Here is a 25,973-nt window from a genome sequence, read left to right as displayed (position 1 = left end):
ACGGGCACGGGTCGCGGCGATCGCTGGGAAATCCGGGCTCCGCAGGTTGGCGCGCGTCGTGATGAGGGAGCGCGCCGCAGGAGGTTCCCGTGACTCATCGCTCGTCGGTCGTTTCTTGGCTCGCGCTCTGTCTCGCCATCGCAGGTTGCCGCGCCGGCGCCGTTCCGCCCGCCACGATGGGCGATGCCGGCGTGCAGACCGCCGATGACGGGGGTGCGATCGATCCGATCGACGATCCCGATGCCGGCGAGGCGCCCGCCGCGTCGTTCCGCGTGAGCGCGGCGAGCCACGCCGTCGTCGTGCGCCGCAACGAGTCGGCGACGCTCGAGCTCACGATCGATCGCGACGCCGGCTACGACGCGACGCTCGCGATCACCATCGAGGGTCTGCCCGAGCACGTGCAGGCGAGCGCGCCCGCGGGCGTGGCGGGCGAGAGCGCCACGATCACGTTCTCCGCCGAGGCGATCGCGCAGCCCGGCGAAGCTCCGATCACGGTGCGGGTGGCCGACGGCGACGACGCGGTCGCGCTCGAGCTCTTCGTCGTGACCCCCGGCGATGCGGGCGCGACCGACGAGAGCTTCGGCACCGGCGGCATCGCGGCGAACGAAGAAGCGACGTACTCGGTGGTCGGCCTCGCGAGCGACGAGCTCGGGCGCATCTACACGACCTACGGCGCGCTCGACGGAGACACGGTCGGGGTGTTCGTGCGGCGGCTCGATCGGCGCGGGCAGGCGGATGCGACGTGGAACGGCGGCGCGCCGTCGCGGGTGCCGCTGTCCTCGGGGAGCGGGCTCGCGCTCGGTGGGATCGTCGTCGACGACGACGGACGCGTGGTGCTCCTCGTCAGCGCCTCGGTCGAGGGCACGCAGCACGCGTTCCTCGCCGTGCTCGACGCGTCGGGCGCGCCGCTCGAGGGCGGCGCCCGCGACCTCGGCGCGTACGGCGCGCGGGGCCTCGATCGCGCCGGCGATCGCATCGCGGCGCTGCTCTCGACGAGCGACGACGCGGGCTCGACGAGCGTGCTGCAGGTCTACGAGGACCTCGCGGCCGAGCCGGTGATCACCCGCGAGCTGCCGTCGATGTTGGGCAGCGACGTGCTGGTCGACGCGTCGGGGCGCTTCGTGGTGATCGGCTCCGACCTCGCGGCGAGCGCGGGCGTCGTCGTGCGCGTCGACGCGGAGGGCGCGATCGACTCGACGTTCGCGGCGGGCCGTCGCGCGATCACGTCGGACGGCACCGTGATGCTCGTCGCGGGTGGGCTGATGCACGATGGCTCGCTCCTGGTGGTCGGTCGCGAAGGTGCGCATCCGTTCGCGGCGCGCGTCGACGATGCGGGCGAGCTCGTCGACGGCTTCGGCACCGCGGGCGGGCGCATGCGCTACGACGCGATCTCCGGCGGCTTCCGCGGTGTCGACGTGGACCGCGCGACCGGCGAAGCGATCGCGGTCGGTGATCGCGACGCGAACGCGCTGTTGATCGGCGACATCACCGGCGGCGGCGCGCTCGATCCGACCTTCGTTCCGCCCGCGGAGGTGACCGGTCTGCAAGCCGCGATCGCGGTGGCGATGACGAGCGATCGACGGGTCCTCGTGGGCTCGTCCGACGGAGAGCGCGGGAGCGTGGTGCGCCTCTGGCGCTGATCCTCGGGTGCAGATCGACGCGGCGCGCTCCTCGTCACGAGGAGCGCGCCGTGCGCGTTCGTGATCGGCTAGGATCGCCGCGCTCCGGATGGGTCGGCTCGCGTCGTGGCTCCTCGCGCTCGTCGTTCTCGCGCTCGCCTCGCGGGCGCACGCGCATCCGCTCGTCGACGACGCGGAGCGACAGCTCGACGAGGCGCGCTTCGGCGCCGCGCTCGCGCTCTTCGATCGCGCCGCGCAGGGCGACGATCTCGACGTGTCCGACGTCGTGCGGGTGCTCGAGGGCCGCGCCCTCGCGCTGCGCGCGCTGGGCCGCGAGGGCGAGATCGAGATCGATCTGCGACGGCTCGCCGCGCTGCGGCCCCAGCACACGTTCTCGGCGCGGGTGCCTCCCGAGATCGCGCATCGGTTCCGCGTGCTGCGGGAGCGCGGCGCGGAGCGGCTGCGCGCGCGGGTGCAGGTGCGGCGCGACGGAGCGCAGGTGCGGCTCGAGCTCGCGCTGACGAACGATCCCGGCGGTCTGGTGCGCGAGGCGACGCTCTTCGCGCGCGCCGGAGACGGGCCGTGGTCGTCGTCGAGCGAGGGCGCGCTGGCGCTCGAGGCGCGCGACGGGGAGCGCGTCGACTACTACGCGCGCGTGATCGGGATCGGCGGTGCGTTGATCGTGGAGCACGGCGCCGAGGACGCGCCGCTGCCCGCGCTCGTGACGAGCCACGTCGAGGTCGCGCCCGGCGCAGTGGCCGAGCCGAGCGATCCCTGGCCCTGGATCCTCGCGGGCAGCGGCGTGATCGCGACCGCGGGGATCGTGATCGCGATCGTGCTCGTGGCGACCGCCCAGCCCGGCGACGACACGCGCCTGTCGGCGCCGCGCCCGGTCGAGATGCCGTGACGTCGAGCTCGGGCAAGCGGCTCGGGCCCTACGTGCTCGGGCCCTCGATCGCGTCGGGCGGCATGGCGACGGTGCACGTCGCGCACGGCGGTCCGCCGCTCGATCGTGTGGTCGCGATCAAGCGCATCCATCCGCACCTCGCGCGCGAGAAGGCGTTCGTCGAGATGTTCCTCGACGAGGCGCGCATCGCGGCGCGCGTGCAGCACCCGAACGTGTGCCCGGTGCTCGACTACGGCGAGGACGGCGGAACGCCCTACCTCGTGATGGAGCTGGTGCGCGGCGAGACCGTCGAGGCGATCGTCGGCGCGATCGCGCGCGGGTATCCCGACGATCCGATCGCACACGCTCGGCGCGTGCTGCGGGTGGTGGTCGATGCGTGCGAGGGGCTGCACGCGGCGCACGAGCTCGGCGTCGTGCATCGCGACGTCTCGGCGCGGAACCTGTTCGTCGGCGACGACGGGTGCGCGCGGGTGCTCGACTTCGGCGTCGCGCGCGCGAGGGAGAAGACGCATCGCACCGCGACCGGCGTGGTGAAGGGCACGTTCGCGACGATGTCGCCCGAGCACGTCGAGGGTCGCGAGATCGATCGGCGCGCCGACGTGTGGTCGATCGCGGTGCTCGCGTGGGAGCTGCTCACCGGCGAGCATCTCTTCGGGCGCGATCGCGAGGTGGACACGCTGCGCGCCCTCGCCGCGGGCGTGGTGCGCCCGCCCTCGATGGCGAGACCGGGCGTGCCGCGCGCGGTGGACGCGCCGATCCTCGCCGCGCTGACGAAGGATCGCGAGAAGCGCACGCCGACCGCGCGGGCGCTCGGCCTCGCGCTGCACGACGCAGCGCGCGCATTCGGCGGTCTCGCGCACGCGAGCGAGATCGCCGCGTGGATGGCCCACACGTTCCCCGCGCACGGCGAAGCGCGCCGCGCGATCGGCACCGCGAGCCACTCCGCTCCGATCGAGGTGGAGCGCGTGACGGCACCGGCGGGCGTACCGATGCCGGCCCCTGCGGCGATCGCGCCTGCGCCGATCCCGGCGCCCGTGCTCGCATTCGACGATCGGGTCTCGGCACCCGCAGCGGCGGCGCCCGCAGCCAGGCGCGGCCCGCATCCGCTCGTCTACGCGCTCTCCGCGATCGTCGCGATCGTGCTCGCCGCAGGCGGCGGTTGGCTCGCCGCCCGCGCATCGTCGCCGGCGCCGATCGCCGAAGCGCCGGCGGCGCCGATCCGCGTCGACGCCCCCGAGCCGATCCCGCCTCCCGAGCCCGAGCTCGCCCCTCCTCCCGAGCCCGCTCCCCGCCCCACCCCGGAGCCCGCTCCGGCGAGCGACCCGGCCCCCGATCCCGACCCCGTGAGACGCGAGCGCGGCCGCGGCTTCGCGAACGTCTCGGTGCGCGGCGGCTGGGCGGACATCTACCATCGCGGCCGGTACCTCGGACGCACCCCGACGCGCGTCGAGCTCCCGGCGGGACGACAGACGCTCGAGCTCGCGCCCTTCGGTCGCGCCCCCCACCGGCGCGTCGCGCTGCGCGTCCCCGCGGGCGGCGAAGCGACCGCGTCGATCGCGCTCGAATAGACGTCACGCCGCGAGCAGCGGCCGCGCGAGCCCACGACCATCACGCTCTCCGATCGCGCCCACCCGTGCGATCCACGACGTGCGCCGCGCCTCGTCCATCTCGCGCACGCCGTGCACGGTCGTGAACCGCACCGGCGCGAACCCGCAGAACGTCAGCGTCGCCGTGCCCATCGTCGCGTGCAGCGCGCGATGGTGCGCCAGCGCGTACCACCACGACGGACTGTCCATCGTCGTGATCACCCGCGACGAGCGCCCCGCGAGCAGTCCCTTCGGGAGCGCGCCACCCTCGTAGCGGAACGCCCACCCCGGCAGGAAGAGCCGATCGATCACACCGCGCACCACCGCCGGCGGCGACGCCCAGTACGTCGGGAACACCCACACGACGTGGCGCGCTCGCTCGATCGCGCGCTGCAGGCGCACGAGGTCGGGCTCCAGCGCTTGCTCGCCGCGGAACCCCGCGCGCAGCACGAGGTCGAGCTCGAGCGAGGCGAGATCGATGCGCTCGGTGCGCGCCCCGGCGCGCTCGGCGCCCCGCAGGTACGCGTCGGCGAGCGCGCCGTTGAAGCTGTTCGGATCGGCATGTCCCAAGAGGACGAGGACGTCGGTTCGGCTCATGAGGACGACGATGGTCATGCAGCGCTGCATCGGCAGCCGCGTGAGCGCATCGGTGGTATGCACCGATGCATGGCTCCGAACGCCGAGCTCTCTCGATGGGACGACGTGCGCGTCTTCCTCGCGGTGGTGCGCCAGGGCAGCTTCACCCTCGCCGCACAGACGCTGGAGACCGATCAGTCGACGGTCAGCCGCCGCATCGCCGCGCTGGAGAGCGAGCTCGGCGGACCGCTCTTCGAGCGCACCCCGCGCGGTCCGGTGACCACCGAGCTCGGCGCGCGCCTGCGCGAGGACGCGGAGCGCATCGAGGCCGAGGTGCACCGCTTCGCCGACGCCGCGTTGGGCCACGAGCGCGACGTGCGCGGCCGCGTGCGCATCGCGACCACCGAGGGCATCGCGCTGCACTTCGTCGTGCCGCGGGTGCTGCCCGCGTTGCGCGAGGCGTACCCGGAGCTCGAGCTCGAGCTGGTCACCAGCGATCGCGCGGTCGATCTCGCGGCGCGTGAGGCCGACGTCGCCATTCGTTTCTTCCGCACCACGCGCGGCGATCTCGTCGGCCGTCGGGTCGCGCGCCTGCGCACCGGCGTGCTCGCGACCAAGGCGCTCGCGAAGCGCGCGCGCCGTCGTGATCCCGCGTCGCTCGCATGGATCGCGACCGAGATCGACGGCGTGGCGACACCCGAGGCCGCATGGCTCGCGCAGCACGTGAGCACGCCGCCGGTGCTGCGCTGCTCGAGCTACGAGGTGCAGGTCGCGGCGATCCGCGCCGGGCTCGGCGTGGGTCTCGCGCCGCTCGCGCTGCGTCGGGTGTACCCCGAGCTCGCGCCGATCGAGGGACTGCCCGCGGGCCCCACGCTCGAGCTCCACGTCGTGACGCGCCGCGCGATCCGCACCCTGCCCCGGATCGCCGCGGTGATCGACGCGCTGGTGGAGCACCTGGCCGCGATCGATCGCTGACCCTCGGCGCTGATACCCTCCGGCGCATGCGTTCGCTGCGCCCCACCTTCGTCCTGCTCGTCCTCTGGCTCGCCGGCTGCGGCGACGACCCAGCCGATCCCACGCTCGATGGTGGCGGCACCGACGCCACCGTCGTGTGCACGCAGGACGAGGACTGCGACGACGATCGCTTCTGCAACGGCGTCGAGGACTGCGCGCCCGCATCGCCCTCCGCCGACGCGCGAGGCTGCGCGCCCGCGACGGTGTCGCCGTGCGTCACCGGACAGACCTGCGACGAGAGCGCGCGCTCGTGCACGACCGAGTGCAGCGTGACCGAGGACGCCGACGGCGACGGCGCGCGCGCGATGGAGTGCGGCGGCGACGACTGCGACGACGCCGACGAGACGCGCTTCCCCGAGGCCACCGAGGTCTGCGATCTGCTCGGCCACGACGAGGACTGCGACCCCACGACCTACGGCGAGCGCGACGTCGACGGCGACGGCGAGACCGACGCGCTCTGCTGCAACGGAGAGACGTGCGGGCGCGACTGCGACGATCTCCGCCGCGGCACCTCGCCCGACGCGAGCGAGGTGTGCGACGGGCTCGACAACGACTGCGACGATCTCGTCGACGAGCGCGTGACGGTCGCGGTGTGGCCCGACCTCGACTTCGATCTCCACGGCGACTCGAGCGCGACCGCCGAGATGCGCTGCGCGGGCGCGTTCGGCTACGCGACCGTCGGCGACGACTGCGACGACGACGATCCCGCGGTGCACCCCGCGCAGGTCGAGATCTGCGACGGGAAGGACAACGACTGCGACGCGCTGCAGGACGAGGCGCCCGCTGCCGTCACCTGGTACGCCGACGCCGACGGCGACGGATTCGGCAGCTCCGACCCGACGCTCGCGCGCGTGAGCTGCACGCCGCTGCCCGGCTACTCGCTGCGCGCCACCGACTGCGACGACTCGCGCGCCGGCATGAGCCCGGCGACGCCCGAGCGCTGCGACGGCCTCGACAACGACTGCAACGGCCGTCCCGACTTCATCCTCGGCGCGCGCGACACCGAGGACGACGACGGCGACGGACACGCCGACCTCGCGTGCCCCGGCGGCGACGACTGCGACGATCGTGACCCCACGAGCGCCCCGGAGTCCGCGGAGATCTGCGACGGGCGCGACAACGACTGCAACGGCGAGATCGACGACGGCTCGGCGATGGGCTCGTGGTGGATCGATCGCGACGGCGACACCTACGGCGACGACGACACCGAGCCCGTGATGTCGTGCTCGTTCGTGCGCGGCCGCATCCCCCGCGGCGGTGACTGCGACGACTCGAGCGCCGATCGCCGCCCCGGCGCGCGCGAGGTGTGCGACGGCTCGGACGACGACTGCGACGAGCTCGTCGACGAGGGCTCGGAGCGCGGCGCGTACTACGTCGATGCCGACGGCGACGGGCTCGGCGCGGGCACCGCGCTGCTCGCCTGCGTCGCGCCGAGCGATCGTGTCGACAACGCGAGCGACTGCGACGACACCAACCGCACGATCGGCGCGGCGCGCGTCTTCTTCGTCGACGCCGACGGAGACACCTGGGGCGATCCGCTTCGCTCCGAGCTCTCGTGCGCGACGCTCTCGAACCGCGTGACGCGCGGCGGCGACTGCGCCGACGGCGACGCGACGATCTACCCGATGGCGACCGAGCGCTGCGGCGGCGGTGACGAGGACTGCGACGGCACGACCGACGAAGATCCCGCCGCGAGCGCGAGCTGCACCATCACCGGCGCGAGCGGCGTGTGCAGCGCGGGCGCGTGCACGATCGGGATGTGCGCGCCGGGCCTCGGGGACTGCAACACGAGCAGCACCGACGGCTGCGAGACCTCGCTGCGCACCGACCCGACGAGCTGCGGCACGTGCGGCGTGATGTGCGGCGCCGGCGAGCGCTGTCGCGACGGTGAGTGCGCGCGCGTCACGTCGATCACCGCGGGCGACTCGCACGTGTGCGCGCTGCTCGACACCGGTCGCGTCGCGTGTTGGGGCTCGAACCTCTACGCGCAGCTCGGTCGCGGCACGACGGGCAGCTCGGGCGCGCCGCCGACCGATGCGTCGCAGCTCGTCTCGCTCTACACCGGCGCGGTGCTCGAGGACGTGGTCGAGGTCGACAGTCATCCCGACGCCAACTTCACGTGCGCGGTGCGCGCGACCGGTCAGGTCGTGTGCTGGGGTCAGAACCACGAGCTGCAGATCGGCGACGACGCGCCGGCGAGCTACGCGTCGCGCGCGGTCCCGATCCCCGGCATCGGCGGCGCGACCCACGTCACGGTGGGCGCGCGCCACGCGTGCGCGATCGTCGGGAGCGGCGAGGTGCGCTGCTGGGGATCGAACTCGGGCGGTCAGCTCGTGAGCGGGAGCACCACGCCGGTGCGCAGCGGCGCGCCGGTGACCGCGGTGGAGAACGAAGGCGGGATCCAGCGGCCGATCCCCGACGCGATCGCGATCGCCGCGGCGAACGAGCTCACGTGTGTGCTGCACGCCGGTGGCCAGCGCGTCTCGTGCGCGGGGCGCAACGGCAGCGGCGGCGGCGCGACGGGACAGCTCGGTCGCGGGACGCTCGCGGCCGGCATCTACCCGATCGCCGACGACGCGATCTTCCCGGTGGGCACCGTGCTCAACGGGCTCCAAGGCGGTGCCGGCTCGTACGACGGATTCATGTGCGCGACGCGCGCGGTGGGCGCGCCGCTGTGCTGGGGGCTCAACACGTACGAGGCGCTCGGGCCGGGCGGTGCGATCCAGGCGCCGCGCGCGTTCCAGCCCCTGCTCTTCGCACAGACCCAGGGGCTCGCGATCGGCCAGGAGTTCCTCTGCGTGCGCTACACCAACGAGTCGTTCGGACCGCGCGTCGCGTGCTCCGGGCTCGGCGGCAGCGGACAGCTCGGCAACGACTCGACGAGCAACTCGGCGACGCCGACCGACGTGATCAGCGCGCCCGCGGATGGGCCTCGCGGGTTCCTGCGCAGCGACGAGATCACGCAGCTCACGGCGGGGCGCGCGTTCGTGTGCGCGCTCCTGACGAACGGCGCGGTCACGTGCTGGGGTCAGCCCGCGATGATCTACGGAGACGGGACGACGACCGCGCGAAGGGTGGCGATCCCGACCTCGGTGGCCTCGAACCTTCCGTGAAGAGAAGGCGCGGCGATCACGCCGCGCGTCGGCGCAGCAGCAGCGCGAGCGCGAGGAGGAGCGCGAGCGCTGCGGCGGGCGAACGGCGCGTGTGGGTGATCGCGCAGCCGCCTTCGATCGAGCTCGAGGTGCCGGCATCGCTGCCCGCATCGACGTGGGTCACGGCGATCGAGGTCACGCGTAGCTGCAGCACGTCGTCCGCCGGGCCGCCCATGCCGGGATCGGAGAACCACGCGACGTCTTCCTGCACGAGCGTGAAGAACTGCGCGTGATCGCCGATCGTGTCGGGCGCGCGCACCGCGAACACGAAGCGGCCGACCTCGCCCGGCGCGACCTCGCGATCGACCGTCGCAGCACGGTTCGGCGCGATCCATCCCGGCGCCACGAGCGCGCTCTCGACGTCGCGTGGCTGCGTCGTGCCGAGGAACGTCGCGCCCGGCGCCCACGTCTCGGTGCCGACGTTGCGCATCTCGATCACACCCTCGACGACGGCTCCCTGCGGCAGCTCGAAGGGCTCGGTCGGAAAGCTCTGCGCGACCCACTCGGCGCCGAGGCGCGGCGTCGTCACACCGCCCGCGAGCGCGCGGATGTCGTCGAGCCGCGCGTGCAGATGATCACCGGGGCACGCGGTGCTCTGATCGGGATGATCGCGATGCCCCTTCAGCGTGTCGGTGGTGATCGTGATCTCGTGGATGCGCGCGACCTCGCGTGCGACGCGCCCCGCGCTCTCGATCATCACGTCGGGCGGCATGAACGGCGTCCAGTCGTTGCAGCTGCTCGAGTGGAAGCACCCGATGAAGCAGATGCCGACGTTGCCGGTGTTGTTGCCGCCGACGTGGGTGCCGAGCAGATCGTGATCGCGCCCTTCCCACACCGTGCCGTCGAGCGACACGAGGAAGTGGTACCCGATGTCGCACCAGCCGTTGGTGTCCATGTGGTACGCCTGGATGCCCCGCAGGCGCGCGCCGATGTCGCCGCCCGACGGCGTCGCGGTGTGGTGGATCGCGATGCGCGCCTTGTCGGGATCGGCGTCGGTGCAGCGCGTCGCGCGCGCGCCCCAGCTCGCCCGATCGCGCACGCCGAGCGCCGCGAACTCGCTGCGCAGCGGCGCGCTCACCACGCCCACGTCGTGCGCCTCGTCGATCACCGGCACCGGCACCACCGCGGACCAGGTGATCGTCGCGATGCGATCGACGTCGGACGCAGCGACGCGCAGCTCGGCGCGATGCGCGACGAACGGCAGATCGACACGCGCGACGCGCTGCTCGGGCTCCTCGAACGTCGTCTCCAGCGACGTCCACTCACCACGGGCGCCGCGCGCCTCGATCCGCGGCGCGTCCCCGGGCCCGTCGAGCACCACCAGCGCACCGATGCGCGTCGCGCCGGTGGGCGCATCGAGCGCAGCGACGCGGAAGCCGTCCTCGAGGCGCCAGTCGCGCTCGATCTCGAGCGCGGTCGCGCGCGCCTCGGGGATCGCGTCGACGTCGGTCGGTGGCAGCGCCGCACGTGGCGTCTCGCACGCCGCGAGCCACACCAGCGCGATCAGCAGCCTCGACGACGTCGTGCGCATGACGCCGCGATCATCGCACGCTTGCGCGCTCGAGAGCACCGAGCGACCTTGCGCGCGTCAGGTGCGCGATGGGATCCCGGTGCGCTGCGACGACGCGAGCTCGACCGCGGAGGACCGCGACCCGCGGGTGCACTACGACCTCGATGCGCGCGTGCTCATCGTCTCCGACGACACCGCGAGCGGTCCGTGGCAGGTGCGGCTGGCGCTCGAAGAGGACTCGCGCTGCACGCTCGACGGCGCGTGGAGCGGCGTGCTCCGCGGCCCGTCGTCGGAGGACGTCCCCCTCACGCTGCAGCTCCCGGTGCCCGAGGACGCGCCGCCGATCGGGATGGCCATCCGCTCCCACGAGCTCGACTGCATGCGCCGCACGGCGGTGATCACGATGATCGACGGCACACGCCTCGAAGGGCATTTCGGCCCCGGGTTCGAGACGCTGCTCGGCGAGATGACCGGCGCTCCGACCCCCGCGACGTTCGCGCTCCTGCGCGCGGACTAGACGTTTCGACCATCTATCGGCGCGTTCTCAGCCGATTCATCCACCGAACCACCCCGCGACAGCCGATTCGGCTCTCAGTCCCGCCCCGAATCCGTCCCCCGTCCCGACCCCGACCCGGCCGACCCCGTCCGAACCAGATGCTCGTCGACCGTCATCTCCTGGCTGTGCACGCGCATGCGCGGCTCCGAGCTCCGCGGCGGCGGCACCGACTTCGGCGGGGTCCACCGGCCCGCCACGCTCGTCGCCGCGAGCGCCTTCGCGAGCGCCTCCGCGTCGCGATAGCGGCGCGCCGGGTCCTTCTCGAGCGCGCGCAGCACGACCTCTTCGACGTCGCGCGGCACCTCGGCGCCCGCCTTCACGCTCGGCGGGACCACCGGCTCGTGCAGGTGCGCCACGAGCTGGCTCGCGGGCTCGCCCTCGAACGGAAAGCGCCCCGCGAGCGCGAAGTAGAGCACCGCGCCGAGCGCGTACACGTCGGCGGGCGGGCCGATCTCGCTCGCGGTGATCGCCTCCGGGCTCATCGTCGCGGGCGTGCCGGTCACCACACCGGTGCGCGTCAGCCCGTCCTCGCCGGGCGGCGCGCCGACCACCTTCGCGATCCCGAAGTCGAGGATCTTCACGAAGTCGCGCTCACCGCCCGCGTCCACCACGAACACGTTCTCGGGCTTCACGTCGCGGTGCACGATGCCCTTGCGATGCGCCTCCGCGAGCGCGCGCGTCGCCTGCGAGATCAGGTGCACCGCGCGCTCGGGCGCGAGCGGTCCCTCGCGCCGCACCAGCGTGCGCAGGTTCTCGCCCTCGAGGATCTCCATCGCGTAGTAGAGGATCCCGTCCTCGGTCGCGCCGTAGTCGAACACGCGCACCGTGTTCGGGTGCGAGAGCTCCGAGGTCGCGCGCACCTCGCGACGGAAGCGCTCCACCGCGACCGGGTCCACCTCGTGGCCATGCGGCGAGTCGAAGGCACAGCGCAGCATCTTCACCGCGACCTCGCGGCCGAGGCCCTTGTGCCACGCGGCCCACACCTCGCCCATGCCGCCGCGACCGAGCCGCCGGCGCAGCTGATAGCGACCGATGCTGCGGTACTGACCGAGCTCGCGGCGCAGCACGTACACGAGGTGCGAGCCGCCGATGCCGAACACGCCCGACGCCGCGAAGAGCAACACGACGACGAAGAAGCGATAGAGCCGCACGTCGTCCGAGAGCTGTGGGCGCAGCTCGGGCAGCAGCGCGGCCCCGCCGAGCACGATCGCCGGGAAGAGCAGCACCGCGAGCAACACCGCGGGCGCAGTGCGTCGCCACGGGCGCGGCACGTATCCCGCACCGCCGAGCAGGATGAGGTTCGCCGCGCCGTAGTAGCTGTCGAGCCCGCCGGTGAGCACCGTCATCGCGGAGATGGTCCCGACGAACGCGAAGATCGATCCCACCACCCAGAACTCGAGCTCGCGCTCGGAGATCGGTGGCTTGCGGCGCATGCGCACCATCGCGATCGCGAGCCACGCGATCAGCATCGCGCGCAGCGTCCAGAGCCCGACGAGCTCGCCGCCGAGCACGATCACGTGCCCGATGTCGCAGACCGCGAACATCGCGGTGCACGCGAGCGCGAGCTGGAACCCGACGCGCGCACGCGAGAGATCCGCGGTGTGCTGCCAGCGCGCGGAGGACGCACCGAGATCGCCGTCGAGCGTCGAGCGCGCCGGCTCGAGCAGCTCGGAGCGTGTCTCCTGCTCGCTCTCGGTCCCCATGCGAGCCGAGCAGGGTACCAGGACGCGCAAGAGCGGTGCGTGATCGACCTCCCGGACGAGGCCCGATGCCGCGCGACGTTCGCCCTCGTTGGACGCGTTCAGCGTGGACCTAGACGCGATCGCGAGAAGGGAGCATCGCTCATGAGGACCTGGTTGATCGCAGCCGTCGCTGCAGGGTGGCTCTTCGGCTGCGGAGGAGCCGAAGAGCCGGCCGACGAAACGAGCGCGAAGCCGGACGAGGGCGCAGGCGGGGAGATCCACACCATCGACTCGCCCGACCGTGGCCTCGCGCCGCCCGACGATCCTGCGCTCCCGTTCTGAGGTCGGTCGCCGAGGTGCTGCGCAGCGCCGCACCTCGGCGAAGAGAGTCAGCGACGGTGCTCCGCGAGCGCACGCGCGACCGCGGGCCGGGCCCGCACGCGAGCGTGCCATTCGGCGAGACGCGGATGCGCGTCGAGCGTGTAGCCGAGGCCCACGGCGGAGTGGATCCAACCGAAGAACGCGATGTCGACGATCGAGTACGCGTCGAGGAAGTGCTCGCGCTCTCCGAGCAGCGTCTCCGTCACGCGCTCGAGCCGCGCACCTTCGCGGTGATACCGATCGATCGCGTACACGATGCGCTCCGGCGCGTGGCGATCGAACCAGACGCGCTGTCCGAACATCGGACCGATCGACGCGGCCTGGAAGAAGAGCAGCTGCATGCCGCGCGAGCGCTCGGCGCCGTCGCGCGGGAAGAGCCGCTGCGTCCGGTCGGCGAGGTGGAGCAGGATCGCGTTGGACTCGAAGATCGTCTGATCGGTCTCGTGATCGTGGAGCACCGGGATCTTCCCGTTCGGATTGATCGCGAGGAATTCGGGGCGCTGCCCTTCTCCCTTCCAGACGTCGACGATCTCGCGGCGATACGGGATCTCGAGCTCTTCGAGCAGGATGGCGACCTTGAGCGGGTTCGGGCCCGAGTGCGTGTAGAGCGTGATCGACGGCTTCGTCATTCTCGACCTCCGCCCGAGCACCTACGGCGCGCGCACGACGACGAGCCGCACCGCGCGTTCGGAGATCCGCGCCGCGCGTCCGGAGCGCGATCACTCGGGGGCGAGCCGGCGGAAGCGCGCGGGCGCGGTGCTCGCCCAGCGCTTGAACGCGCGGCGGAACGCGGGCTCGGAGCCGTAGCCGACCTGCGCCGCGACCTCCGCGATCGACGCGCTCTCGTCCTCGCGGAGCAGCATCGCCGCGTGCTGCAGGCGCAGCGCGCGCAGGTACTCGAGCGGCGCGCGCCCGACCTGCGCCGAGAAGCGTGTCGCGAACGTCGTGCGCGACATGCCTGCGACGCGCGCGAGACGGTCGACCGACCATGCCTCGGCGGGCGCGCGGTGCATCGCCGCGATCGATCGCGCGAGGCGGGGATCGTGGCTCGCGGAGAGCCAGCCGCGGAGCTCGCGCGCCGAGGTACGCAGGTGCTCGCGCACCATCTCGATCACCAGCACGTCCGCGAGCCGCGCCGCGAGCGCCTGGCCCCCGGGCCCGCGCGTCACCGCGTCGCCCTCGAGCAGGCGCAGCACCGCGTCGAGCGCGGGGATCGCGCGGGCACGCCGGGCGCGGACGACCAGCACGTCGGGCAGCGCGGACCAGAGCGGCGCGGCGTGAAGCTCGTCGACGTGCAGACAGCCCGAGTGGATGCGCGTGATCGGGCCTCCTCCCTCGAGCTCGACGACGCCCTTCGCGGGCCATCGCACCTCGCGCACGGCCGTGCTCGCGCCGCTCCATCCGTCGCGCAGCGAGTGGTCGGTGCCCGCCGCGACGAGCGCCACGTCGCGCGCGTCGAGGCGCGTGGGCTTGCGCCCGCTCGCGACGATGCGCGCCGATCCCTCGGTCACGACGTAGAAGTGCGCGCGCGCGTCGCGGCCGAGATCGAACGACCACGCGCCGCCGAGCCGCAGCGACGCCGAGATCGAGGCGCGCAGCCGGACGCGCGAGAGCACGTCGTCGAGCACGCTCGCGGTCTCGTCGGTCGAACGCCGGCTCGCCATCGCGCGCAGCGTAGCGCGCGGAGCGATCACGTCGTGCGCGGGTGCGCGAAGCGCTCCTCGGGATGGCGCTCGACCACGCGATAGTCGGTGGTGAGCCACACGACCGCGATCGCCACCGCGAGCGCGAGGACGACGTTGCGTGCCGCCTCGATGGTGTGGAACCCGAGGAGCCACGGTGATGCCGCGAGCAGCGGCACCAGCGCGACCTCGAGATAGCCGTGCACCGGGAACGGGACGAGCTTCGCGATGCCGAGCGGATAGGCGGTCAGCAGCGACGTCGCGAAGTACACGATCGCCACGATCGCGCAGAGCGTCGCCGCGCTCCCCGCGAAGCCGAACAGCGTCGGCGCGAGCGCGAACGCCGCGGCGAGCACGTAGTCGAGCCGCGCGTGGGCGTGAGGAGACAGCCGCTTCATCGGGACGAGGACCGTTGCAGCGGTCGAGCCACTCCCCACGCGGTGCGGCGCCCGATCACGGCGTGCTCTCGCGCTACGGGCGCGCGGGACCTTCGCCCGCGCCGGTCGCGTCGATCGCGCGTGCGATCACCTCGAGGTCGCGCTCGTCGAGCGAGAGGCGGGCCGCGTCGATCCAGCCGTCGATCTGATCGGCGGTGCGTGCGCCCACGATCGCGCCGGTCACGCCCGGCCACGCGAGGGTCCACGCGACCGCGACGCTCGCGACGGTCGTGCGATGTCGCTCCGCGATCGGGCGCATCGCGTCGGCCAGCGCGAGGTTCTTCAGGAGCCCTTCGCCGGTGTGGTCGGGGGATCGCGAGCGCCAGTCGTCCGCGGGCAGCTTCGTCGCGCGCTCCGCGGTGAACGCGCCGGTGAGCAGGCCCGCCTGCATCGGGCTGTACACGATCACGCCGGTGCGGTGTCGCTCGCACCACGGCAGCTCCTCGCGCGCGACCTCGCGACGGATCGCGGAGAACGGCGGCTGCAGCGTGTCGACGTGGGCGATGCGCTCGGCGCGCTCGAGCGCGTCGCGATCGTGGTTCGAGAGCCCGATCGCGCGCACCTTGCCCTCCTGCTTCATCCGCGCGAGCTCGCCCCAGTACGCCTCGATCGGCGTTCCGTCCTCGGCCGGCCAGTGCATCTGGTAGAGGTCGATGCGCTCCACGCCGAGCCGGCGCAGCGACCCCTCGAGCTCGCGGCGGAGGCTCGCGGGATCGCCCACCTGCTGCGGCTCGGCCGCGGGATCGCGGGGATCCCAGGTGAGCCCGCACTTCGTGAACACGTACGGGCGCTCGCTCGCCGGGCGATCGTGCAGGGCCCGCGCGACGATCTCCTCGGAGTGCCCGAGGCCGTAGATCGCGGCGGTGTCGATCCAGTTGATCCCGCGGTCGAGCGCTCGGTGGATCGCGGCGATGGAGTGCGCGTCGTCCTGCGCGCCCCATCCGTAGGCCCATCCGGCGCCCCCGATCGCCCATGCGCCGAAGCCGACGCGCGTGATCTCCATGTCGGTCGTGCCGAGCGGACTGGTGGGCAGAGGCGTGTGCATGCGAAGCGCATGTGACCCGTCTTGCAAGCTTGCAAGACGCGCTACCCTGCGACGTCGACATGGGACGGATCTTCGAGAAGCGGAAGACCACGATCTTCGCCCGCAACGCGCGGATGGCGAAGGTGTTCACGCGCATCGCGCGCGACATCCACATCGCGGTCAAGTCGGGCACGCCGCACCCCGAGACGAACCCGGCGCTGCGTCGCGCGCTCTCGAACGCGCGCGGCGCGAACATGCCGCGGGAGAAGATCGAGGCCGCGATCAAGCGCGCGAGCGGGCAGGACCAGCGCGACTACGAAGTGCTGATCTACGAGGGCTACGCGCCCCACGGCATCGCGCTGATGATCGAGACCGCGACCGACAACCCGCAGCGCACCGTCGCGAACGTTCGCTCGATCTTCAAGGACTGGAGCGGCAGCTTCGGACAGACCGGCAGCGTCTCGTTCCTCTTCCAGCACATGGGCGTGTTCCGCATCGCGCCGGGCTCGTTCGATCCCGAGGAGCTCGAGCTCGAGCTGATCGATCACGGCCTCGAGGAGATGGGCGAGAGCACCGGCGACAACGGAGAGAAGCAGTACGTGCTGCGCTCCCCGTTCCACGAGTTCGGCCGGCTCCAGGCGGTGATCGAAGAGCGCAAGCTGCCGCTGATCTCCGCGGAGTCCGAGTACGTCGCGCAGACGCTCACGAACCTCGACGAGGCGCAGGCCAAGGAGGTGCTCGAGCTGGTCGACGCGCTCGAGCAGGACGACGACGTCCAGCGCGTCTTCCACAACCTCGGGTGACGCCCACCTGGCCCGACGACGGACCCTGGAACGAGCTCACGTCGTGGAACAGGGTGACGGGGTGAGCGACGAGAGGCCGCCCGCGGAGGACTTCGCGTCCGTGCTGAATGCGAGCCGTTCCGGATGGAACGCCGCGATGGGGCTGCGCTTCGTGCGCGCGACGCGTGACGAGGTGATCGGCGAGCTCGAGATCGGCGAGGCCCACCGGCAGCCCTACGGGCTCGTGCACGGCGGTGTGTACGCGGGGATCATCGAGGCCGCGGCGTCGGTGGGCGCAGCGCTCGATGCGCGTGCGATCGGGCGCGGCGCGGTCGGGCTCGAGAACCACACGTCGTTCCTACGCGCGGTGCGCGAGGGGATGTTGCGCGTGGTGGCGCGGCCGCTGGCGCGCGGTCGTCGCACCCAGGTGTGGGAGGCGACGGTGCGCGACGGCGAGGGTCGCGAGCTCGCGAGCGGGCGCGTGCGTCTGCTGGTGGTCGAGCCCGACGTGCCGATCGCGGGCGAGGCGATCGCGATCGACGGCGAGGAGGATCGCCGATGAGGGTCGGCCTCGTCCTGCGCCCGGCGCGCCTCGACGAGATCGCCGCGATCACTGCGCTCTGCACGCGTGCGTGCGCGTCCGGGAGCATGGTGCGCCCGCTGCCGCGCATCGACCGCGACGCGGTCTCCGCGCACCGCACGTTCGTCGTGGAGCGCACCGACCAGCTGCTCGGTGTGGCGCAGCTCCGGATCGAGAAGAGCGATGCGGTGCTCGAGGTGCTCGTGGTCGCGCCGGAGTCGCTCGGCCACGGGATCGGCCGGCTGCTCTACGCGTGGGCGCTCGGCGCGGCGCGCGCGCACGGCGCGAGCGCGATGCGGGTCGTCGCCGACGAGCGCACGCGCGGCTTCTACGAGCACATGGGCGCGAAGCTGATCGAGGGTCGCCAGAACGGCTCGGGCAAGGTGCTGCGCGCGCCGCTACCGTCCTGATCACGTCGCCAGCGACACGACGTGCTCGAGATAGGTCGTCTCGGGCTCGCGCTCGAGCAGCGCCTCGAGCGCGTCCCATCCACCACGCGCCGCGACCTCCTCGACCATCGCGCGGTGATCGTCGGCGCGCGCCCACTCCTCGATCTCGATCACGTGATCGGGATCGGCGACGTCGCGATGGAGCGCGATGCGCTCGAACCCGCGGAACGCACGCAGCCCGGGCTGGTTCGCGGAGAGCCAGGAGAGGAGATCCGCACCGCGTCCCGAGCGGGCGCGGAAGCGCACGATGACGGTGGTGGCCATGCGCGCCGAGGATGGCACGAGCGCGTGCTCAGGGCTCCGTCAGCTGCTCCGCTTCGATCGCCTCGCGGAGGCCGTAGAACGAGTACTCGTTGCCGTGGTTGGTGGCCTTGAGCGTCATCTCCGTGCCCCGCACCTCGCCGGTGCTCCAGTCGACGCGATCGGGCGCTCCGGTCGAGTGAGCGAGGAGGGGATCCATCGCCATCACCTCGCGGCGGACCGGGTTCCAGTAGAGCGTGATCCAGTGCCCGTCGTGCCAGTCGGGGTGATTCACGAACGCCTGCACCGAGCCGCCGCTCTGCATGTGCGCGAGCGCGTCGTCCTTGGAGAGCCCGACTCGCTCGTAGCGAGTCGCCTGGCCTCCACCGACCGCCGCGGCGCCGCTCAGTCGCGCGAGATCGTCGGTCGACATGCGCTCGTAGCGGCCACGTCGCACGAACGGCATCCGGTACGCGAACCACGCGTCCTCGCTCTTGGGAGACCACCCGCGCGTGGCGCGCACGACCTCGCCGGGGCGCACTCCGCTGCGCAGCACACCGGTCCACTTGAAGGTCATGATCGCGCTCGAGGGCACGCACCCGTCGAGGCTGTTCGAGAGGCGGAAATCCGCCTGATTGCGCCACTGCTCGACGTGCACGAGCTCCCAGACCTTGCGGTCGTACGCGTCCGCGTCGGTGATCGAATCGAGCGCTTCGATGTCGGGGCTCCGCAGGGGATCGAGCCCGATCGGATCGCGCGCCTGGAGCAGATTGCCGCTCACGTAGTGATAGCTGTTGAGGGCCTCACCGCCGCCTTCGGCGTGGATCTGCAGCGGATCGGGCGTGGCCCAGCGACCGAGGCGCGGCATCAGGAACCGGAGCCCGAAGTAGGTCAGTCCGACCTCTTCGTCCGCTTCCTTTCCGGTGAAGCCGGTCGGCTCGAGCGGCACCGCGCCGGACTCGGTCGTGCGCAGCGTCTCGCGCGCGCCGTTCGGGTGATAGGAGCTCACCTCGAGCAGCTCGCCGCTCGTGAGGTCGACCACGGCACTGGTCGTCCCGAGCAGATCGGGCAGCGCGAGCGTGATGCGATGATCCACGTCGAGACCGGTGTCGCGCGCTCCGTCCTGCCAGACGACGCGTGCCCCGCCGACGCGATATTGGGTCTCGGTGCCGTCCACCGCGTCATAACCGCCGACTCCGCGCACCAGGCCTCGACGCTCGAAGTCGCCGGGCAGAGGCCACATCGCATATCGCGCGTGCCCGAGGGTGTCGTGCACCTCTTCGATCGTCCGCTCCTGCGCTCCGTCGAACGCATATCGCAGGTGCGCCGCGAGCGACCAATCTCCGGTGCCGGGACGATCGTAGCGACGCGCATCGACGATCTGATTCAGCTCGTCGTGACGATATTGATAGTGCTGCTCGACGCCGCACCGACATCCAGCGCGCAGCGCCGTGCGGCGCGCCTCGACCGTCGCACCGCCGTCGACACAGAGCGCGCCGATCGCCGCGTCACGACACTGACCGTGCACCGTGACGCCCGCCACGTTGCCGGAGTCGCCGTAGTCGACCTCGAGCCAGCCTCCGCGCACCACGCCGGAGTCGTAGGCGTGAGGCGCGGTCGTGATGCTCGTCGCGAGCCGCATCGCGCTCGGCCGTCCGCCCTCCTCGGCGATCCCGTTGGTGATGCGGTCGAGCGAGCGCTCGTGGAACGCGCCGAGATCGTCGGTCCACTCGGTCGTGTTGCCGAGGAAGTCGAAGTCCCAGGTGAGGCTCACGACGCGCGTGTCGAGCGGGCCCGCGGCGCTGGGCGCCGGCAGCGCGTGTATCGGATCGACGCTCTCGAGCGCGATGATCGCGTCGCGGTACTCCGTCGCGACGTCGAGGACTTCGGTGCTCGTGTCGTTGGTGTACGAATACGCGGCATCGACGACGTGATAGAGCGCGTCGTGCTGCAGCACGACGCTCTGCGGTCGATGTCCGTCGGGCCACTCGCGCGCGATGCGACCGTCGGTGATCCGCAGCAGGTTGTCCGCCGCGTCCCATCGGAACGTCTGGTCCTGCACCACGCTCACCTCGCTCAGCGTGCGCGCCGCGCTCGAGGTCGCGGTGGGCGCACGCACGACCCGAATGCGCTCGGGCCGGCGCCGGCGATCGTAGTCCGTCGTCGTGATCGTCGGCGTGCGCGTGCCCCCCGCGTCGTCGCCCCACACCGCGCGCGTGACGCGACCTCCGGCATCGTAGGTCGCGCTCGCGAGCACCGGGTGATCGCTGCCGTCGATGCGCACGAACGTCGCGCGCGGCAGGCCTCGCACGTCGTGCTCGATGCGCCCGCCGATCTCCGGCGCGTCCTCGGCGTCGGGATCCTCGGGAAGCCGGATGGTGCGGGGACGACCCGCGTGGTCGTGGCCCGACTCCGCGACGTAGGTGTGGGACTCGTCGAACGCGCGCACCGGTCGCGCGCCCGGTGCGCCGGGCGTCACGCTCGGGATCGATGCGCTCAGCGTGATCGGCGCGTCGGGGGCGATCGGCATCATCGCGATCTGTCGCGCGCTCCACGACACGAGCCCGCGGCCGTCGTACGCGCGCACCGCGCGCACCGCGCGATCGGTCGACGCGGTGAGCAGCCCGCGCGTCGCGCCCGCCCACGAAGGAGGCGCGAGCGGGCCCGAGGCCCACGACGGATAGGCGTCGTAGTGGGAGCGGACATCGACGCCGACCGGGCTCGCGATCGGGCCGAGCGCGATCGCGCCCGCGGGCACGGTCTCGGCGCTGGCATCACGCGAGGGCTCGGCCTCGCCACACGAGACGTAGTCCTCGCCGAGCAGCCGGCCGGCACGGTCGTAATAGAAATTCTGCCCGCAGCCCCGGGGATCTCGCACCGCGACGAGGTCGCCCACACGATTGTAGAGATATCGCCACGAGCGATTGGGCTCCGTCGCGCCGGCGCGGCGAGCGTCGGTGTCGCGATCGGTGGATGCCAGTCGCCGACCGACGGAGTCCACCGCGAAGGTGCGCGCCACGACGCGTCCCGGGACGATGGCGGCACGGGTGTAGGGCAGCACGCCGGCATCGCTCGTCTGCGCGCGCTCGAGCGCGAGCAGCGCTCCGTCGGCGCGCCACTTCGACCAGAGTCGATGGAATTCGAGCGGTGCGCCGGGACCGCGACGCTGGCGCAGGACGGTGTCGATCACGCGCTCGTGCCCATCGCGACGCACCGTGGTGCAGGTGCCGTACGCGACCGGGTGGGAAGGATCGACGTCGTTGGGATCGCAGGTGTTCGTCGCGAGCGCGCCGTGGCTCGTCCACGTGGTCTCCGCGCTGGTGCCGCACCCGGGACGCGACCAACGGGCGCGCCCGAACGCGTCGTAGCCGGTCGCCGCTTCGCACTCCTCGCCGGTGCGCGCGAGCACCTGGGCGAGCGTGGGCTCGGGCGCGTCGAGGAACGCCTCGTCCCAGGTGCGCGAAGGCTGCCCCCGCGGCGTGAAGGAGGTCAGTCCCCCGCGCACCCAGACGTGCGGCGCATCGGTGCGCTGGAGCGTGGCGCGCACACGCGCGAGCCCATCGAGATATCGACGCGACTCGAGCACGCTCGCGCCGAGCGGAGCATCGCAGTCGAGCTCCTGGATCGACACGATCTCGGTCAGCGGCGACACCGATGCATCGACGGGGAAGCGATATCGATTGCGCACCAGAGGTCGGGCGCTCCCCTCGCAGCCGCGCACGTCGGGCGCGCGCACGAAGGTGACGCGGCCGAGCCCGTCGTAGCCCGCGTCGGTCGCGCGATCGGCCCCGTCGCGCACCGAGAGCGGCAGGCCGAGCCCCCGATCGACGGTGGCGCGCGTGGTCAGTGCGTCGGTGCTGCTGGTCGCGACGTGCTCCGCCGCCACGAGCTGCGAATAGGCACCATCGTAGTCGATCACCGAGAGTCGCAGACAGGCGCTCTCACCGATCTCGATCCGTCCCCCATCACAGGTGTGGGTGACGTTTCCCCAGGCGTCGTAGCGGAACGAGGTCTCGAGGCTCTCCGCGGTCTGGACGAACGACGCCGAGCCGTCGGCGTCTCCCGCGAATTCGTAGGCGCGGGGGATCTCGACCGTGGTCGACGTGCGAGTCGGATCGATCGCGCCGTTCTCGAAGAACGACTGCACGTGGCGCAGTCGCGCGCTCGAGCCACCGCCGCTGGTCCAGGTCTGCTCGGTGCGCCAGATCCAGCGCTCGGCGTCGACCAGCCGCGGCACCGTGTGCTGCACGATCTCCTCGGCGGGGACCGGCTCGCCGTACTCGCCGCGCACCCGACCCCAGGCGGTCTGCTGCAGCACGTGCCCGGCGTGATCGACCTGATCGATCGTCTCCGCGACGATCGCGTAGTGCCCCGCGCTCCGCAGTGACACCGGCTCGCTCCAGCCCGGATGCTCGGCATCGGGCGACACCGATCCATCGGGAGCGACCCGCTCGCGCACCACGACCGGATATTCGTCTCCTCCTCCGACGAACGGCGCGCGCGTGCCCGGCGCAGCGGGTCTCCAGGTCGTGCTGTTGTCGTAGGAGATGCGGTCGGTGCGCGCCGGGATCGCCCACGTGATCTCGCGACCGTCGAGCCCCGCGATCAGCCGGCGCAGGCGATGGCCGGTGTGCACGGTCGACAGGAATCGGCCGGTCGTCTCCTCCCAGGTCTCGACGAGGCGCACCGCTCCGTCGAGCGCGCGCCACGGGTTCTCGGCGCGTCGATCCCCGGCGATCGCGGCGGGGCGACGCCCCTGGTGCATCCAGCTCCGCGTGATCGAGGTGGGCTGCGAGGAGTCGCCCACGCTGCGCACGTCGGTGGCGCCGAACCCGCGGAGCTCTTGCTCGATGCCCTCGAAATAGCCGTCGTGATAGGCGTACTCGAGGCGCTCGACCTGCGGCGTCGCGCCGAGCGCGTCGAGGCGATCGCTGCGCACCGTGGCGCGTACGACGGTCGACACGATCGGAGATCCACTGGCACGCACGACGCACTCTCCGACTGCCGCGCTCGCGCGCTCGTCGCACGTCCCGTCGTCGCGCCCCTGCCAGAGGAATTGCTCGCACGTCGGGCCGCTGCACCCCGCGTCCGCGGCGGCGAGATCGCGCAGGTAGTCCTCGGCGCTGGTGCCGTGCTCGATCGTCGTGAGCGCGCCGAGGCCGGTGTCGACCTCGCGCAAGAGTCGCGGGCGCCGCCCGCCCATCGGATCGATCCACTCCCACCGTCGCGCGCTCGCGAAGAGCACGTCGGGGGTCCCGGTCCCGTCGACGTCGACGAAGCGCACCACACGATCGAGATCACGGCTCCACGGCACACCGTCGATGCCGACGCGACGCGAGAACGCGCGACCGCCCATGTTGAACCAGACGTCGACGACACCGGCGCCGAGGTGCACGAGATCGCTCGCGCCGTCTCCATCGACGTCGACGAGGTAGGTGACGTCGAATTCCGCGCCGAGATCGCGCGGCGCGCGCACGTCGATCCCGCGGGCGCCCGAGGGACCGGCCGCGCAGTCGCCCTCGCCTTCTCCGAATCGCCCCCAGCCGCGGTTCGGGAACCACACCACCGCGCCCGGCGCGAGGCGCACCAGGTCCTCGAGCCCGTCGCCGTCCATGTCGGCGAAGCGCACGTCGGAGTCGTCGAACGAGATCACGCCACCCGCGACCGGAAGACACGACTCGATGGGATCCGCCGAGATCACCCATCGCGCGCCGTCGTGGGTGGCAGTCCCGAACAAGCCCTCTCCGCCCGGAACGAACCCGAGGTTGAGCCACGTCTGGATCGCATTCCCGCTCGTGCGCACGACGTCGATCAGCGAGTCGGCATTGACGTCCATCGTGCGGATGCGCGCGGCGTCACGACCGAGGTCGATGCGGGGATCGAGCACGCCCTCCGGCAGATCGACGGGAAGGAGCGCGAAACGCCAGGACTGCGCCGCCGGCGATGCCGGCGTGCCCGGCGCGCGGACCGGCGCGAAGTAGCCGTAGCTGCGCGCGCGCGGCATGTGCAGAAGATCGCTGCGCCCGTCGCCGTCGACGTCCATCGGGACGACGTTCGGATTCGAGAGCTGCATCACGCCAGCGAGCTCGGGCGGGGCGGCGACCGCGATCGGCGCCGAGAACGTGCCCGCCGACGCCGGTCGCGCCGCGGTGCCCGCGAAGCCGTTGAAGTACACGCCTGCCGCGGGCTCGCCGCTCGCAGTCCGGAATCGACCGGGCTCGGTCACGATCAGATCGGGAAGACCGTCGCTGTTGACGTCGAAGAGATCGGAGCGGAGATCGCCGACCGAGTGAGCGGGGCTCGACGCGCCGCGCCGGAGCGTCCCGTCGAGCGCGGGAAAGCCGTCCACACCTCGCGCGAGGGCGGCGTCACCGGTGTAGCGGAATCGCAGCGGCGGCGCGGTCACGCCGACGATCGCGTCGCCCAGCGCCGACTCCGGCACCGCCGCATCACCGATCTGGACTGCATGGCTCGAGTGGGTCGACTCGGGTCGTCCTTCGACCGTCACCGACGCGAGCAGCGAGTGGAACGACCGAGCGTCGTACTCGAGGTGATATCGACGCACCAGCGTGCGCGACCCGACGGCCGCGCCCGCGGCGGTGATCTCGATGCGTCGCAGTCGGCGCGCGCTCTCGATGCGCCACCCGGTGCGATGCGAGATCGTGACGTCGGAGCGCGCTGCGTAGACGAGCTGGACGCGCACCGCGTAGTCGGAGAGCGGCGCGATGCAGCGGCGGCCCGACGCGGCGCAGCCCGCCGGAGAGACGTAGTGGATGGAGCGCAGGTATCGCGCTCCGCCGTGCGACTCGTACGAATAGTAGATCGTGGAGCCGTGGGCATCGGTGGTGCGCGTCAGCGCCCACGACGCGATCGCGCCGCTGACCGGCGCGCGGAGCAGCGCGTCCTGCGAAGCGCTCGTGATCTCGCTCGGGCCCTCGCCCGGAGGGAGCAGACCGAGATCGTGGCGCGTGCCGTCGGGCGCCTGCACCACCCAGCGCGTCGCGTCGGGCGCGCGGAAGAAGCGCATGAATCCGCCCTCGACCTGAGCGCGGTATTCCTGCCAGGTCGCGAGCTCGGCGGGTGTGCGTCCGCCATCGAGCCGTGCTGCAGCATCGGAGTCGACGGGGACGAGCTCCTGACTTCCCGCGTAGACGAATCGATCTTCCTCGGGGTGCCAGCGAGCACGATCGTCGTAGCGGGGCAGCCCGCGATCCGACTGCCGCGCGATGGTGGCGACGGACAGGCTCCATCCGTATCCGACTTCGCTGCTCCCTGCGCCCGACGAATATCCGAGCGCGAGCGTGGGAGTCACTCCGTTGCGCCCTGCGGGCAGCACGATCGGCAGCGTGAAGGCGAGCGCACCGCTCGACTGCGACGTGGAGAACGACTCGCCGAGACCTTGGATCGAGCCCTCTCCGTCGGGCAGCGTGATGCGCGAAGGCGCGACCGCGCTGCGGTCACCGCCGGTCGGCAGTGACGTCGGCTCGATCGGCGGCGAGTCCGCGGAGATCGCGCGATCGCGCAACACCTCGCGCACTTCGTCGCGCAGCTCGTCGGGCACGAGGTCGTGCTCGTGGAGCTCGACGTCGCGCGCATCGTCGGCGCCGAGCCAACCGGAGGACGTGGGGAGCTCGCCGGGCAGCGGCTCCTGTGCGCGGGTCGAGCCGCCGTGCACGAGGATCGCCAGGCAGAGCAGGGCCCAGAAGCCACGCTGCGCGCTCACCATCGACCTCCGTTGGATGTGCGCGCGCGAGGCGGTCGCAGAGGATCTGCAGCCGCTCGCGCGCGCGTTCGAC

At 72.4% G+C, this 25,973-nt stretch carries 19 protein-coding genes; 10 read left to right on the top strand and 9 right to left on the bottom strand.

The annotated features are described in order from the left end of the window. Nucleotides 1–89: 89 nt before the first annotated feature. The 3 genes from I5071_RS37520 to I5071_RS37510 all read left to right on the top strand — a co-directional run bounded on the left by I5071_RS37520 (nt 90) and on the right by I5071_RS37510 (nt 4,094). Entirely contained in the window at nt 90–1,640 is a 1,551-nt protein-coding gene (locus I5071_RS37520; RefSeq protein WP_236518179.1) for a hypothetical protein, read from the top strand. 88 nt (nt 1,641–1,728) lie between these two features. Next, entirely contained in the window at nt 1,729–2,526 is a 798-nt protein-coding gene (locus I5071_RS37515; RefSeq protein ID WP_236518178.1) for a hypothetical protein, read from the top strand. Further along, nucleotides 2,523–4,094: a serine/threonine-protein kinase gene (locus tag I5071_RS37510; protein WP_236518177.1), complete on the top strand. Its 1,572-nt coding sequence runs from the start codon at nt 2,523–2,525 to the stop codon at nt 4,092–4,094. Before I5071_RS37515 ends, I5071_RS37510 begins: the two co-directional genes overlap by 4 nt. Before the next feature lie 3 nt (nt 4,095–4,097). On the opposite strand, the gene I5071_RS37505 is transcribed toward I5071_RS37510, so the two are convergent. Further along, nucleotides 4,098–4,772, bottom strand: coding sequence for an NAD(P)H-dependent oxidoreductase (locus I5071_RS37505; RefSeq protein WP_236518176.1), 675 nt, complete (start codon nt 4,770–4,772; stop codon nt 4,098–4,100). 6 nt (nt 4,773–4,778) lie between these two features. Between I5071_RS37505 and I5071_RS37500 the strand changes: the two genes are divergently transcribed. Both I5071_RS37500 and I5071_RS37495 read left to right on the top strand, forming a co-directional pair. Continuing rightward, nucleotides 4,779–5,663, top strand: a complete 885-nt coding sequence (locus I5071_RS37500) for a LysR family transcriptional regulator (protein ID WP_236518175.1) — start codon at nt 4,779–4,781, stop codon at nt 5,661–5,663. A gap of 26 nt (nt 5,664–5,689) precedes the next feature. Further along, nucleotides 5,690–8,815: a MopE-related protein gene (locus I5071_RS37495; RefSeq protein ID WP_236518174.1), complete on the top strand. Its 3,126-nt coding sequence runs from the start codon at nt 5,690–5,692 to the stop codon at nt 8,813–8,815. 16 nt (nt 8,816–8,831) lie between these two features. Here the strand turns inward: I5071_RS37495 and I5071_RS37490 are convergent, their stop codons facing one another. Continuing rightward, on the bottom strand, nt 8,832–10,385 hold the full coding sequence (locus I5071_RS37490) for an N-acetylmuramoyl-L-alanine amidase (protein ID WP_236518173.1): 1,554 nt from the start codon (nt 10,383–10,385) through the stop codon (nt 8,832–8,834). 61 nt (nt 10,386–10,446) lie between these two features. Here I5071_RS37490 and I5071_RS37485 point away from each other — a divergent pair, with 61 nt between their 5' ends. Then, a complete protein-coding gene (locus I5071_RS37485; RefSeq protein ID WP_236518172.1) occupies nt 10,447–10,881 on the top strand; it encodes a hypothetical protein in 435 nt (144 codons plus the stop codon). Nucleotides 10,882–10,955: 74 nt separating this feature from the next. On the opposite strand, the gene I5071_RS37480 is transcribed toward I5071_RS37485, so the two are convergent. After that, nucleotides 10,956–12,623, bottom strand: coding sequence for a serine/threonine-protein kinase (locus I5071_RS37480; RefSeq protein ID WP_236518171.1), 1,668 nt, complete (start codon nt 12,621–12,623; stop codon nt 10,956–10,958). A 141-nt stretch (nt 12,624–12,764) separates the two neighbouring features. Between I5071_RS37480 and I5071_RS37475 the strand changes: the two genes are divergently transcribed. Then, on the top strand, nt 12,765–12,944 hold the full coding sequence (locus tag I5071_RS37475) for a hypothetical protein (RefSeq protein ID WP_236518170.1): 180 nt from the start codon (nt 12,765–12,767) through the stop codon (nt 12,942–12,944). Nucleotides 12,945–12,991: 47 nt separating this feature from the next. On the opposite strand, the gene I5071_RS37470 is transcribed toward I5071_RS37475, so the two are convergent. The 4 genes from I5071_RS37470 to I5071_RS37455 form a co-directional block, all read right to left on the bottom strand. Next, nucleotides 12,992–13,612: a glutathione S-transferase family protein gene (locus tag I5071_RS37470; protein WP_236518169.1), complete on the bottom strand. Its 621-nt coding sequence runs from the start codon at nt 13,610–13,612 to the stop codon at nt 12,992–12,994. 90 nt (nt 13,613–13,702) lie between these two features. After that, the gene (locus I5071_RS37465; RefSeq protein ID WP_236518168.1) at nt 13,703–14,647 is read right to left on the bottom strand and encodes an AraC family transcriptional regulator; all 945 of its coding nucleotides are present in this window, start codon (nt 14,645–14,647) and stop codon (nt 13,703–13,705) included. Between the two features lie 26 nt (nt 14,648–14,673). Then, nucleotides 14,674–15,063, bottom strand: a complete 390-nt coding sequence (locus I5071_RS37460) for an SPW repeat domain-containing protein (protein ID WP_236518167.1) — start codon at nt 15,061–15,063, stop codon at nt 14,674–14,676. Nucleotides 15,064–15,136: 73 nt separating this feature from the next. After that, on the bottom strand, nt 15,137–16,147 hold the full coding sequence (locus I5071_RS37455; protein WP_236518166.1) for an aldo/keto reductase: 1,011 nt from the start codon (nt 16,145–16,147) through the stop codon (nt 15,137–15,139). Nucleotides 16,148–16,206: 59 nt separating this feature from the next. Here I5071_RS37455 and I5071_RS37450 point away from each other — a divergent pair, with 59 nt between their 5' ends. From I5071_RS37450 to I5071_RS37440, 3 genes are all read left to right on the top strand, one after another. Next, nucleotides 16,207–16,929, top strand: a complete 723-nt coding sequence (locus tag I5071_RS37450) for a YebC/PmpR family DNA-binding transcriptional regulator (RefSeq protein ID WP_236518165.1) — start codon at nt 16,207–16,209, stop codon at nt 16,927–16,929. Between the two features lie 61 nt (nt 16,930–16,990). Beyond that, nucleotides 16,991–17,470 (top strand): PaaI family thioesterase, encoded by a 480-nt coding sequence (locus I5071_RS37445; protein WP_236518164.1) that lies wholly within the window; start codon nt 16,991–16,993, stop codon nt 17,468–17,470. Beyond that, a complete protein-coding gene (locus I5071_RS37440) occupies nt 17,467–17,898 on the top strand; it encodes a GNAT family N-acetyltransferase (protein WP_236518163.1) in 432 nt (143 codons plus the stop codon). Before I5071_RS37445 ends, I5071_RS37440 begins: the two co-directional genes overlap by 4 nt. On the opposite strand, the gene I5071_RS37435 is transcribed toward I5071_RS37440, so the two are convergent. Continuing rightward, nucleotides 17,899–18,201 (bottom strand): putative quinol monooxygenase, encoded by a 303-nt coding sequence (locus I5071_RS37435; RefSeq protein WP_236518162.1) that lies wholly within the window; start codon nt 18,199–18,201, stop codon nt 17,899–17,901. It lies immediately after the preceding gene. A 28-nt stretch (nt 18,202–18,229) separates the two neighbouring features. Beyond that, complete coding sequence (locus I5071_RS37430; RefSeq protein ID WP_236518161.1) at nt 18,230–25,900, bottom strand: SpvB/TcaC N-terminal domain-containing protein; 7,671 nt, start codon at nt 25,898–25,900, stop codon at nt 18,230–18,232. Between the last annotated feature and the right edge of the window lie 73 nt (nt 25,901–25,973).

Origin of the sequence: Sandaracinus amylolyticus, assembly GCF_021631985.1 — a bacterium.
Lineage (GTDB): Bacteria > Myxococcota_A > Polyangia > Polyangiales > Sandaracinaceae > Sandaracinus > Sandaracinus amylolyticus_A.
Note: the sequence above shows the minus strand (reverse complement) of the source record. Positions and strands in the feature narration are given on the sequence as shown.

What these genes read in the sequence shown, in the direction of transcription:
- I5071_RS37465 (WP_236518168.1), bottom strand. Translation starts at nt 14,647, where the DNA reads ATGGCGAGCCGGCGTTCGACCGACGAGACCGCGAGCGTGCTCGACGAC.
- I5071_RS37470 (WP_236518169.1), bottom strand. Translation starts at nt 13,612, where the DNA reads ATGACGAAGCCGTCGATCACGCTCTACACGCACTCGGGCCCGAACCCG.
- I5071_RS37440 (WP_236518163.1), top strand. Translation starts at nt 17,467, where the DNA reads ATGAGGGTCGGCCTCGTCCTGCGCCCGGCGCGCCTCGACGAGATCGCC.
- I5071_RS37490 (WP_236518173.1), bottom strand. Translation starts at nt 10,385, where the DNA reads ATGCGCACGACGTCGTCGAGGCTGCTGATCGCGCTGGTGTGGCTCGCG.
- I5071_RS37480 (WP_236518171.1), bottom strand. Translation starts at nt 12,623, where the DNA reads ATGGGGACCGAGAGCGAGCAGGAGACACGCTCCGAGCTGCTCGAGCCG.
- I5071_RS37435 (WP_236518162.1), bottom strand. Translation starts at nt 18,201, where the DNA reads ATGGCCACCACCGTCATCGTGCGCTTCCGCGCCCGCTCGGGACGCGGT.
- I5071_RS37455 (WP_236518166.1), bottom strand. Translation starts at nt 16,147, where the DNA reads ATGCACACGCCTCTGCCCACCAGTCCGCTCGGCACGACCGACATGGAG.
- I5071_RS37460 (WP_236518167.1), bottom strand. Translation starts at nt 15,063, where the DNA reads ATGAAGCGGCTGTCTCCTCACGCCCACGCGCGGCTCGACTACGTGCTC.
- I5071_RS37515 (WP_236518178.1), top strand. Translation starts at nt 1,729, where the DNA reads ATGGGTCGGCTCGCGTCGTGGCTCCTCGCGCTCGTCGTTCTCGCGCTC.
- I5071_RS37495 (WP_236518174.1), top strand. Translation starts at nt 5,690, where the DNA reads ATGCGTTCGCTGCGCCCCACCTTCGTCCTGCTCGTCCTCTGGCTCGCC.
- I5071_RS37500 (WP_236518175.1), top strand. Translation starts at nt 4,779, where the DNA reads ATGGCTCCGAACGCCGAGCTCTCTCGATGGGACGACGTGCGCGTCTTC.
- I5071_RS37450 (WP_236518165.1), top strand. Translation starts at nt 16,207, where the DNA reads ATGGGACGGATCTTCGAGAAGCGGAAGACCACGATCTTCGCCCGCAAC.
- I5071_RS37475 (WP_236518170.1), top strand. Translation starts at nt 12,765, where the DNA reads ATGAGGACCTGGTTGATCGCAGCCGTCGCTGCAGGGTGGCTCTTCGGC.